Below are 11,471 nucleotides of genomic sequence, written 5' to 3'. Positions count from 1 at the left end.
GCTGCACGAACTCGAGCGCCGCGACGGCTCGACCGCCCTGATCACGATGTGCGCGGGCGGCGCACTCGCGACGGGCACCATCATCGAGCGGATCTAGTCGTGCGGCCGCGTCGATGAACCGGCGAGGCCGCCGCTAGTCGCCGTGGCCGCCACCGTTCCGACCACCGAAAGCCGCCCCGATTACCCTGGCACCACTCCTTACTTCGGAGTAAGTTCCGGGTATGGCCACGTACATCGTCACGGGCGGCACCGGGTTCCTCGGCAGACACACGATCGAACGGCTGCTCGAGCGAGATCCCGCCGCCGAGATCCACGTCCTGGTTCGGCCCGGGTCGGTGTCGAAGCTCGAACGGATGTCGCACTCGTGGCCGGACGGCGACCGCGTCCACGCGCTGGTCGGGGACCTCACCGAGCCCGGACTGGGACTCGACGCCCCACCTCCGGACGCCGACCACGTACTGCATCTCGGCGCGATCTACGACCTCACCGCCGGGGACGAGCAGGCGGCGACGAACATCGACGGCACCCGATCGGTGATCGAGCTGACCGCCCGGATCGGCGCGACGCTGCACCATGTCTCGTCGATCGCGGTGGCCGGCGATCACCGCGGACGGTTCACCGAGAGTGACTTCGACCTGGGCCAGGGATTCCCGACGCCGTACCACCGCACCAAGTTCGAGGCCGAGCGGCTGGTGCGCGCGTCGACGGTGCCGTGGCGCATCTACCGGCCGGCGGCCGTGGTGGGCAGCTCGGTCACCGGCGAAATGGACAAGATCGACGGGCCGTACTACTTCTTCCCCGCCCTCGCCGCACTCGCGAAGCTTCCGTCCGTCCTTCCCGTCGCGGTCCCGAGACTCGGATACACCAACGTGGTTCCGGTGGACTTCGTCGCGGCGGCGATCGTCGAACTCATGCTCCGCCCCGGCCTCGACGGCCGCGCCTTCCACCTCGTCTCTCCCGAGTCACAACCGGTCCGGCAGATCTACGCCGCGCTCGCCGACGCCGCCCACGCGCCGACACCGGTAGCCGATCTACCGGGCGCCCTGGCCGCGCCCCTGCTGAACCCACCGGATCGGATACGGCCCACCCGCAACCTCGTGCTGCGTCGCATGGGCATCCCGCCGGTGCTGCTCGACCACCTCACCCTGCCGACCCGGTTCACCACCGACCAGACCCAGGAAGCACTGCAGGACAGCGGAATCGCCGTACCCCCGTTCCCGTCGTACGCGGCGAGGCTGTGGACGTACTGGCGTGAGCACCTCGACCCCGACCGGGCCCGCCGCGACGATCCGGCCGGTCCGGTCGTGAACCGTCACGTCGTCATCACCGGCGCCTCCTCCGGCATCGGACGGGCCGCCGCGATCGCCACCGCCGCGAAGGGCGCGACCGTCCTGCTTCTCGCTCGTCGCGCCGACGAACTGGACGCCGTGGTGTCGCAGATCCGCGAGGCCGGCGGGTCCGCGTTCGGGTACCCGTGCGACCTCACCGACACCGAGGCGGTCGACCGTACCGTCAAGTCGATCCTCACCGAACACGATCACGTGGACATGCTCGTGAACAATGCGGGTCGGTCCATCCGCCGAGGTATCTACCGCTCGACCGACCGCCTGCACGACTTCGAGCGCACCATGGCCGTCAACTACTTCGGCGCTGTCCGCATGGTCCTCGCGCTGCTACCGCACATGCGCGAGCGACGCTTCGGCCACATCGTCGACATCAGCACCGCCGGCGTCCAGGCCCGGACGCCGCGGTTCGCGGCCTACGTCGCGAGCAAGTCCGCGCTCGACGCCTTCGCCGACGTGGCCGCGGCCGAGACCCTGTCGGACGGGATCACGTTCACCACGATCCACATGCCGCTCGTGGAAACCCCGATGATCGCGCCGACCGGGCAGTACAACGCCGGCCGCGCGGTGAGTGCCGAGAAGGCTGCGGCGATGGTGGTCCGCGCCCTGATCGAACGCCCCAAGCGCATCGACGTCCCCATCGGAACCCTGGCCGAGTTCGGTGCCATCTTCGCGCCGCGAATGAAGGACCTCGCACTATCTCGGATGTATCACGCCTTCCCGGACTCCCCGGCCGCCCGCGGCGAGGCCGGCCCCGCACCCCGGCCGGAACCCCTCCTCGAGGCCCCGCGGGACGCCCGCCGACCGACCGGTCCGACAGCGTCGGCGGCCCGCTTCGCCCGTCGTCTCACCCGACTGGTTCCGGGCGTGCACTGGTGACGCATATGCGCTGGTGAACCGCCCTATTTCGCCCCGAAAATCGCACAGAATTTCGATTCCGAACGAGCCGCCGAGTTCGCCAAACCGTCTTTCGCTGTGCTAAGCAAGATAGGGGACCAACGAAAATAGGGAGAAGACTTTGACGCCAAGGATCGCGATTTTGGGAGCCGGTCCGAGTGGCCTCGCACAGTTGAGGGCATTCGAGTCGGCACGTAAATCAGGTCTTGGGTCGATGCCCGAAATTGTTTGTTACGAAAAGCAGAGCGATCTGGGCGGCATGTGGAACTACACGTGGCGCACCGGGCTCGACCAAAACGGCGAACCAGTGCACGGAAGCATGTACCGCTTCCTCTGGTCGAACGGACCGAAGGAATGCCTGGAGTTCGCCGACTATTCTTTCGAGGAACATTTCGGCCGACCGATTCCGTCGTACCCGCCGCGTGCCGTCGTACACGACTACATCATGGGCCGGGTCGATCAGAGCGATGTGCGCAAGTACATCCGCTTCGACACCGCCGTCCGCTGGGTGGAGTACGTCGAACCCGAGAGCGAGGGTGACACCGGAAAGTTCGCGGTGACCGTCGCCGACCACAAGTCCGGCTCGCTCGAGACCGAACTCTTCGACTATGTCGTGGTCGGAACCGGACATTTCTCCACTCCGAATGTTCCGCACTTCGAGGGCCTCGACGACTTCCCGGGCCGCGTGCTGCATGCTCACGACTTTCGTGACGCCCGAGAATTCACAGGTAAACGGCTTCTGCTGATCGGCAGCAGTTACTCGGCCGAGGACATCGGGACGCAGTGCTTCAAGTACGGCGCCGCCGAGGTCACCTTCAGCTACCGCTCGGCGCCCATGGGCCACGACTGGCCCGAGGGCTTCTCCGAGGTGCCCGTGCTGACCGGGATCGACGGCCACACCGCACGTTTCCAGGACGGCAGCACCCGCGAGGTCGACGCGATCGTCCTGTGCACCGGCTACCAGCACCACTTCCCGTTCCTGCCCGACGAGCTGGCGTTGCGCACGAACAACCGCCTGTACCCGACCGGCATGTACAAGGGCGTCGTCTCGCAGGAGAACTCGCGTCTGTTCTTCCTCGGCATGCAGGACCAGTACTTCACGTTCAACATGTTCGATGCGCAGGCCTGGTTTGCGCGCGACGTCATTCTCGGCCGGATCGAATTGCCAGACACCGAGACGCGGGAACGGGATATCCAGGAATGGCGGGCCCGCGAGGAAGAACTTTCGACTGCCGTCGAGGAAATCGATTTCCAGGCCGCTTACATTCGCGATCTGGTGGATCGGACCGACTACCCCGAATTCCACGTCGAAAAGCAGGGCGAGCTTTTCAAGCAGTGGAAGAAGGACAAGAAGGCCGACATCATGGGCTACCGGAATTGCAGCTACGTGTCGACGCTGACCGGCACGATTGCCCCGCCGTTGCACGACGAGTGGCTGAACATTCTCGACGATTCCGCGGAATCGTTCCTGAACAACGATTTCGGCACGGGCGATTCGGCGAAGCAGGATTCACCCGCGCCGCGGAACGTGACGCCCATTGGACCTCGGATCACGCGGGCGCACCCGCCGCGGACCGAACGCTCGACCGAACTGTCCGGCTGAGCCGACGTCGCTAGGAACTCCCCGCCGGCACCTCGGCGGGGAGTTCCTGCATGCTCACCGCCACCACCGGCCGCACGAGCTTGGCCTCGGCGCCGCAGCTCGCGGGGCGGGCCGCGAGCTCCCGCTGCTCGAGTGAGACTCGCCACCGTCGACCGTCGCGGTGTGCCACCACCGGATCGGCGGTCCGTTCGTCGACCACCAGCTCGTCAGTACGGGCCGGCACGTCCTGTCGCACCGTCACCTCGGCGACCTGGCCGCGCGGGCTCCAGATGCTCCGTCCCCGCAGTCCCGGCAGGTACACCCGACCGTCCGCGGCGGCCCGGACGGCCCGCGCGCTGTCGTCCGGGCCCAGCCGCCCGTACGTGTTGCCGCTGGGCAGCAGGATCAACGACGGCGCGAACCGGTGGCCACCGGTGTGCGAGCACTCCCACACGGCGTCGCCGAACTCCGCGGTGAGCGCCGCCGCCACCGGACGTCCGAGCACCGCGCAGCACTGATCCCTTTTGCCGTGCGCGCACACCAGCACCACCGGCCCGGGCACCCGCTCCCCCAGCCCGGGTGCGCGGCCACGAACCTGCATCAGATCGACGTCGAGCAGGTCGGAGACATCTCCGATTTCGAGGCGCTCGCACCACGAGTGGTCCGGGTGCGAGTTCGCCAACAGCACCGTGCGACCGCCGCGCGCCACCTCGCTGCGTCCGGGACGGCGGATGAACATGATGCGCACCCCCGCCGCGTCGGCGCGGTCCGCCAGCTCACCGGCCAGTTCCGCGCCCAGCGCGGTGCCGTCGAGGACGTCGCGGCCCCACGCGCCCGGGTACTCGATGCACACCCAGCCCGCGACCTGAGCCGCGGTGCCCGGCAGCGGTTCGTCCGCCGACAGCACGGAGCACGTGTTGGGGCCGGCCTGCGGTACCGATTCACTCACCCCGCCATTGTGTACCGGCGCTCACTCGTAGAACCTGCGGCCCTCGGCGAACTGCTCGACGAAGGTGGCGATCCGCCGGGCCCGGGTCTCGGGACGTTTGGCGTCCTGGATGCGGTACAGCGCCGCGAACCGGTTGCGACTGTCGAGGGTCGCGAAGAACGCCTCCGCGGCCGGGTTCGCGGCGAGGGCGTCGAGCAGGTCCTGCGGCACCTGTGCCGTCCTCGGTCCCGCGTACGCCCGGTCCCACCGGCCGTCGGCCTTGGCCGCCTCCACCGCCGCCAGCCCCTCCGGTTCCACCAGGCCCCGCTCGATCAACGCCTCCACGGCATCCCTGTTGCGCTCGGACCAGGGGCTGCGGGCGGTGCGCGGCGTGAACCGCTGCACCCGGAAGTCCTCGTCGAGCCTGCGGGCCTGACTGTCGATCCAGCCGAAGCACAGCGCAACCTCGACCGCCTCGGCGTACGTCACGGACGTTTGCCGAGAATCCTTGCGGGCGATCTTCACGAGCACACCGGGCGACGACACGTTGGCGCACAGCCACTCTCGGAACTCGGCCTGGTCGGCGAAGTACTCGACGGGCAGTTCGGCCGCCACGATCAGTGCCTCGCCCAGACCCGCACGAAACCCTGCACCAGATACGCGAAGGCGCCGAGCCCGAGGACCCACTTGGTGGTGCTGACCGCGGTGGCGGCCCGCACGGTGGTGTCGCTGATGCGGTCCCGGTGATCGAGCAGGTAGAGCCCGGCGACGTTCTCGACGTAGTCGCCCGCGGCCGCGGCGACGGGAGCCGCGAGCAGCATCCGCTTCGTCGCCGGGGACAGCGGCGTCAGCTCGTCGAGCCGCCGGGCCCCCACCCGCAGCGCGGTGGCGTAGATGACGGGGTGCACGAAGTCCGGGTAGAAGTGGCTGCGGTAGCGCGCGATCTCGCCCGCGTCCATGCCGTCCAGCACCGCCCGGTACGCCCGCGCCGACGGCGCCGTCTGCGTCTTCAGCAGCTTCACCCCGACCGGGCCGAGCAGGCGCGCGATGTTGGCCTGCGACACGACATACGCCACCGACCACGCGATGAGCTTCCGATCTGCACGAAGGAATGCCATGTCCCGCATACTGCCACGCGGGACCGACGTCAGTGCGCCATCAGGAACGGCAGGACCGCGGCCTCGAAGTCCCGGTACCGGTCGCGATGGATGCTGTGCCCGCTCGTGAACGACACCACCTCGCAGTCGCGGATCGCGGTGACCGCGGCGTCGAGCAGCACCGGATCCACCATGCCGGCGGGGCCACCGCGCAGGATCAGCGTCCGCGCCTCGATGTCCGGGAGCCGTTGCCACCATGACGGATTGGGCTCGTGGAACTGGGTGAGCGCCGACGCCGTCATCGACCGGTCGAACGCCCACACCGCCCGCGGGCTGCGCAACATGCTGGAGGCGGCGTGCCACAGTTCCACCAACGACGGCAGCCTGCCGCCGAAGTTCGGGATCGGATCGCCGGGGCGCAACGGCAACGGTGATTCCTCGAGCACGAGGCGACGGACCAGGTCCGGACGCTGCTGCGCGACCAGCGAGACGGCGTGCCCGCCGAGCGAGTGCCCCACCAGGTCCACGCTGCCGAAGCCGAGGTCCTCGCACAGGCCGAGGATGTCGTCGCCGAACTCCCCGAACAGGTACGACTCGGCGTGCGCGCTGCGGCCGTGACCGCGCAGGTCCACCGCCAGCACCCGCCGCCCACGACCGGCGACGGCCCGCGCGAACCGGTCCCACGTGCGACTGTCGCCGCCCATCCCGTGCACCAGGATCACCGGAACAGGATGTGCCACAGCAGATCCTGTGGCACCACTGTCGCGGTAGGCGATCGTGTGGCCACTCCGGGTGACTGTCGTCTCGGTCATCTCCACGATCATCGAGCGTAATCGTGCTCCCGTTCCGGAACCGAGCGGGTCAGCCGTTGCGGTTCGAGCTTCAACCGGCGCAGCAACTGTGCGTTCGCCGCGACGACGACGGTGGACGCCGACATCAGGATCGCGCCCACCTCCATCGGCAGCACGAACCCGACCGGCGCGAGGACACCGGCCGCGAGCGGCACCGAGATCACGTTGTAGCCCGCCGCCCACGCCAGGTTCTGCACCATCTTCCGGTACGTCGCGTGGGACAGTTCGATCACCGACACCACCGCACGGGGATCGTCGCTGACCAGCACCACCCCGGCCGACGCGATCGCGACGTCGGTGCCGGCACCGATCGCGATGCCGACGTCGGCCTGCGCGAGCGCGGGCGCATCGTTGACGCCGTCGCCCACCATCGCGACCCTGCGCCCCGCGGCCTGCAACTCCTTGACCTTGGCGCCCTTGTCCTGCGGCAGCACGCCGGCGATCACCTCGTCGATGCCGAGGTCGTCGCCCACGGCCCGCGCGACCGCCTCCGCATCGCCGGTGAGCATCACGACGCGTACCCCGCGGGCATGCAGCGCCTCGATCGCGTCGCGAGACTCGGGCCGGATCTCGTCGGCCAGCGCGACCGCACCGATCACCCGACCGTCGCGGAGCACGTGCAGCACCGTCGAGCCGTGCGACGCCCACTCCTCCGTCTCGGGCAGGGCGGACGCACGGTGGCTGTGGAGCATGCCGGGCCCGCCGACGCTGACGCTCGCGCCGTCGACGGTAGCCGTGACGCCGACGCCGTTGCGGGCCTGAAACTCGGTGGCCTGCGGGACGCGCAACCCGCGATGCTCGGCGGCCGCGACGATCGCGCGGCCCAGCGGATGCTCGCTGTCGCGCTCCACCGCGGCCGCGAGCGCGATGACGGTGTCGTCGTCCCGTCCGGCGACCGCGGTGGCCGCGACCAGCGCCGGTTCGCCCTTGGTGAGGGTGCCGGTCTTGTCGAACAGCACGGTGTCGACGGTGCGCATGGCCTCGAGCGCACGCCGGTCGGTGATCAGCACACCGGCACGGGCCGCGCGCTCGGTCGCGATCGACACCACCAGCGGAATCGCCAGACCGAGAGCGTGCGGGCACGCGATGACCAGGACCGTGATGGTCCGGGTGATGGCCTCGTCGGGGGGACCGAAGATCGACCACACCGCCAGCGTGACCACCGCGGCGCCCAACGCGAACCAGAACAGCATGGCCGCGGCCCGATCGGCGAGGACCTGCGCCCGCGACGACGAGTTCTGCGCCTCGGCGACCAGACGCTGGATGCCGGCGAGCGCGGTGTCGTCGCCGACCGCGGTGATCTCGATCCGCAGCGCGGAATCCGTCGACACCGTGCCCGCGACGACCGTGTCGCCCAGCCCGCGGCGCACCGTGCGGGACTCGCCGGTGATCATGGATTCGTCCAGGTCACCGGCGCCCTCGACGATCCGGCCGTCGGCGGGGATGCGGCCGCCGGGGCGCACCATCACGACATCGCCGGCCACGAGATCGGCGGTCGAGACCGTGGTGACCGCGCCGTCGTCGCCGATGCGCTCGGCCTCGTCGGGCAGCAGGGCGGCGAGCGAATCCAACGCACTCGAGGCCTGCCCCAGCGACCGCATCTCGATCCAGTGCCCGAGCAGCATGATCACGATGAGGAGGGCCAGTTCCCACCAGAAGTCCAGGTCGTGGCCCAGGATGCCGAGGCTCGACCCCCACGACGAGACGAATGCGACGGTGATCGCGAGCGCGATCAGCAGCATCATCCCGGGCTGCCGGGCACGGAGTTCGCTCACCGCGCCGGTCAGGAAGGGGCGGCCGCCCCACACGAACATGACAGTGCCGAGCAGCGGCGAAATCCATTCCACCGCAGGGTTGTCCGGCAACGTGTAGCCGACCAGATCCGCGAACATCATGTTCGCCCCGACGACGGGGACGGACAGAATCAGCATGATCCAGAAGAGCGTGCGGAACTGGGCGACATGATCACCGTGACCGGCGTGCCCGCCGTGACCGGCGTGACCTGAATGATGCGCGTGTTCCGAACCCTCGTGACCGGAAGTATCCGCCGCGTGGTGTTCGTGAACTGCTTCTCCACTTGGGTTCATACCCACTGAAGGTATACCCCCCATGGGTATAGGGCAAGGGTGGATCGGCTACTCGTAGATGCCCTCCACACCCCACCTTCCTCCCTCGCAGATCAGAAGCAACGCCCGCGACTCGGCGAGCAGCACCTGCGCGCGCGCGGCCGCCCGCGCCGCCGAGACGTCCCACCAGCGTTCGTCCACCGGCCACGGTCCCGCCCACCCCTGCACCTCCCAGTCCCGGCTCCCCCACCGCAGCCGTGCGGGAACGGCGCTGAACTCCCCCCGCTCGGTGACCTGCACCGCACCACCCGCGCGGTCCTCGAGCGACACCGTCGGGATGTTCGGCAGCACCGTCGCCGGCGCCGGTTCGGGGAGTCGTCCCGGCCACGGCGCGGTGGGGTCGGATTCCGGTACCAGCTCGTCTCCCAACGGCACCAACGTGATTCGTTCCGCCGGCCCCCGACCGCCACTGAGCACACCCACCCGCACCGATTCGCCGCCGAGCAGACCCTGCACGCGGATCAGGGCCCGGCGGGCTCGTTCGTCCTCCTCTCCGACACCACCCCAGAGCCCCAGTTGCAGGGCCCCGGCAGCCACCACCTCCACCGGTTCGAGACGCAGGACGGTGATCCCCGCGGTGGGCCGGGACCCGCTGCGGCCGGTGAGCCAACCGTCCAACTGCCAACGCACCCGGTCCGCGGTGCCCTCCGGCGTCAGCGGTTCGGCGCACCGCCACGTCCGGGTCAGGTGCTCACCGTTGCCGGTGGTCGCCGACACCTGTAGTCGCGTACACGCGACCGCGGCGCCCGACAGTTTCGCGTGCAGTCGCTCGGCCATGGCCCGGCCCGCGAAGGCCGCGGCGTCGATCCGGTCGATCGGCGGATCACACTGCTGCTCCACCTCCAGGTCGGGGGGCAGCGCCCGCGCCGACGGTGGGCGTTCCGGTTCGCCGCGGGCAGTCCGGTGCGCGCGGACGGCGTCGGCGCCGAACCGCGACGCCACATCCACCCCGGACAGCGCCGCGAAGGATCCGACGGTGCGCAGCCCGAGTCGGCGCAGCAGATCGACCAGGTCGGCCCGGTCCGCTGCCGCGAGGCTGGGTTCGGCCGCGATCTCGGCGATCGGCAGCGGGGCCAGAAACCGCGCCCCCTCCCCGGCCGGCACCAGCGCCGCGTGGCGCGCCGCGATCACCGCGGTGGACAGTTCGTCGGCGATGCCGATCTGACACTCCGCACCGGCCGCCGCCACCACGTCCACCAACCGTTCGGCCGCGGCCTCCTCCGAGCCGAAGTACCGGCTCGCGCCGCGAGCCGCCAACACCAGCAGACCGGGGCGCAGCACCTCCACCCCGGGCGCGGCCTCGTCCACGGCGGCAGCGACGGGCTCGAACAGCCGCGCGTCACGCTCCGGATCGGCCTGCGCCACATGCAGTTCCGGACAACGCGCCTGCGCCTCCCGACGCCGCAGCCCACGACGCACCCCGTCCGCCCGGGCCGGCGCCGAGCACGCGATCACCCGATTGGCCAGCAACACCGCCACCGGCCGGGTGGCCGGCAGATCCGCCGCCGCGGCCGCGGCCACCGCGGGCCAGTCCGGGCACCACACCGCCAGCACCCGCGAGCTCACAGCGCCACCACGTCCGGCGTGAGCGCGACCGCCTCCGGCACCCACTCGACGCGCCCCTGCATCGAACACACATCCAGGCACGTGGTCCGCGGCCGGAAGGCCCGCCCCTGCGCCCGCCCCTGCGCCCGCACCGCCAACCGGACCGAACACACCCGGCCACGTCCGACGTCCGCGCCGCGCCCCACCCCGTCGTAGCCGCGCGCCTGCGCGTCCAGCCGGACCTCCGCCCCGCCCCAGTGCCCGTCGGTGACCACCAACGTGGACTGCTTGCTGCGCGCGCGAGCCACCACGGCCCGGGCCCGCGACGGCGGCACCGACATCCCACCCAACCCCAGAACCACCAGGTCCATGCCGTCGAGCAGAACCGCCGCGACTTCTCTCGGGGTCCAAGGCTGTGGCGCGACACTTTCAGAGGAGTTTTCGCAGCTCAGTGCACCCTCCGGAGAAGGCAGCAGATCACCACAGGCGTGGCACTGAAGATGAGCGCAGATACGAACCCAGGCGCACGCCGGCAACGGATGCACGCCAGGAAAGTGCTGGACAAGCGTGACCACACGCATGCAATAATTAGAACATGCGTTCGAATGAAGGGCTAGGGGGAAACGCCACCACAGCGGAGACGAGTACGCCGCTTGCCGCACTGCCCTTGGGAGAACAGCTCGAGAGGCTGCGATCGCAGATGGCCGCGATTTCGTCGCGCACAACTGATCACAAGGCACTGAATCCCCAGTGCGGAAGAGATGTACTCGCGGCACCCGGAGGCCTGGAGCAACTGCTACCCGCCAGAGGTCTGCCCAAGGGCACCGTCGTTGCGTGCTCTGGCACCTCGCTCCTACTCGGCATGCTGGCCGCAGCCACCCAGGATGGGACGTTCGCTGCGGTTATCGGGTACCGCCAGCTCTGTTGGCTTGCCGCGGTGGAGATGGGCGCGGACCTGTCCCGTCTGGCGCACATCCCTGACGCTGGAGATAACGCGTTGAAGGTGCTCGGCGTGCTCCTTGACGGGCTCGACATGGTGGTACTCGACCTTTCCGGTGCCGCCATATCACCGAGCCGCTCCCGACCTCTCGTAGCGCGTGTC

General features: G+C 69.7%; 8 protein-coding genes and 1 pseudogene. 2 read left to right on the top strand and 7 right to left on the bottom strand.

What is annotated here, in order from left to right; translation table 11 throughout:
• Positions 1 to 221 precede the first annotated feature (221 nt).
• Entirely contained in the window at positions 222 to 2,222 is a 2,001-nt protein-coding gene (locus DEU38_RS04845) for an SDR family oxidoreductase (protein ID WP_114718947.1), read from the top strand.
• 139 nt (positions 2,223 to 2,361) lie between these two features.
• On the top strand, positions 2,362 to 3,843 hold the full coding sequence (locus DEU38_RS04840) for an NAD(P)/FAD-dependent oxidoreductase (RefSeq protein ID WP_114718946.1): 1,482 nt from the start codon (positions 2,362 to 2,364) through the stop codon (positions 3,841 to 3,843).
• A 10-nt stretch (positions 3,844 to 3,853) separates the two neighbouring features.
• Here the strand turns inward: DEU38_RS04840 and DEU38_RS04835 are convergent, their stop codons facing one another.
• The 7 genes and pseudogenes from DEU38_RS04835 to DEU38_RS04805 form a co-directional block, all read right to left on the bottom strand.
• Complete coding sequence (locus DEU38_RS04835; RefSeq protein WP_181818664.1) at positions 3,854 to 4,771, bottom strand: sucrase ferredoxin; 918 nt, start codon at positions 4,769 to 4,771, stop codon at positions 3,854 to 3,856.
• 21 nt (positions 4,772 to 4,792) lie between these two features.
• Positions 4,793 to 5,365, bottom strand: coding sequence for a YdeI family protein (locus DEU38_RS04830; protein WP_114718945.1), 573 nt, complete (start codon positions 5,363 to 5,365; stop codon positions 4,793 to 4,795).
• 2 nt (positions 5,366 to 5,367) lie between these two features.
• Positions 5,368 to 5,868 (bottom strand): hypothetical protein, encoded by a 501-nt coding sequence (locus DEU38_RS04825; RefSeq protein ID WP_397484289.1) that lies wholly within the window; start codon positions 5,866 to 5,868, stop codon positions 5,368 to 5,370.
• 29 nt (positions 5,869 to 5,897) lie between these two features.
• Positions 5,898 to 6,671, bottom strand: coding sequence for an alpha/beta fold hydrolase (locus DEU38_RS04820; protein ID WP_114718943.1), 774 nt, complete (start codon positions 6,669 to 6,671; stop codon positions 5,898 to 5,900).
• Positions 6,668 to 8,785: a heavy metal translocating P-type ATPase gene (locus DEU38_RS04815; protein WP_114718942.1), complete on the bottom strand. Its 2,118-nt coding sequence runs from the start codon at positions 8,783 to 8,785 to the stop codon at positions 6,668 to 6,670. Before DEU38_RS04815 ends, DEU38_RS04820 begins: the two co-directional genes overlap by 4 nt.
• Before the next feature lie 48 nt (positions 8,786 to 8,833).
• A complete protein-coding gene (locus DEU38_RS04810) occupies positions 8,834 to 10,390 on the bottom strand; it encodes a DNA polymerase Y family protein (RefSeq protein WP_114719006.1) in 1,557 nt (518 codons plus the stop codon).
• Positions 10,387 to 10,797, bottom strand: a pseudogene (locus tag DEU38_RS04805) (hypothetical protein); the annotation flags it as partial. The pseudogene DEU38_RS04805 and the gene DEU38_RS04810, both read right to left, overlap by 4 nt.
• Positions 10,798 to 11,471 lie beyond the last annotated feature (674 nt).

This window comes from Rhodococcus sp. AG1013 (assembly GCF_003350365.1).
GTDB lineage: Bacteria > Actinomycetota > Actinomycetes > Mycobacteriales > Mycobacteriaceae > Prescottella.
This window is presented reverse-complemented; position numbering and strand designations above follow the sequence as displayed.

Excerpts from the sequence above, each read along its gene's own strand:
- DEU38_RS04845 (WP_114718947.1), top strand. The coding sequence starts at position 222 with ATGGCCACGTACATCGTCACGGGCGGCACCGGGTTCCTCGGCAGACAC.
- DEU38_RS04825 (WP_397484289.1), bottom strand. The coding sequence starts at position 5,868 with ATGGCATTCCTTCGTGCAGATCGGAAGCTCATCGCGTGGTCGGTGGCG.
- DEU38_RS04820 (WP_114718943.1), bottom strand. The coding sequence starts at position 6,671 with ATGATCGTGGAGATGACCGAGACGACAGTCACCCGGAGTGGCCACACG.
- DEU38_RS04815 (WP_114718942.1), bottom strand. The coding sequence starts at position 8,785 with ATGAACCCAAGTGGAGAAGCAGTTCACGAACACCACGCGGCGGATACT.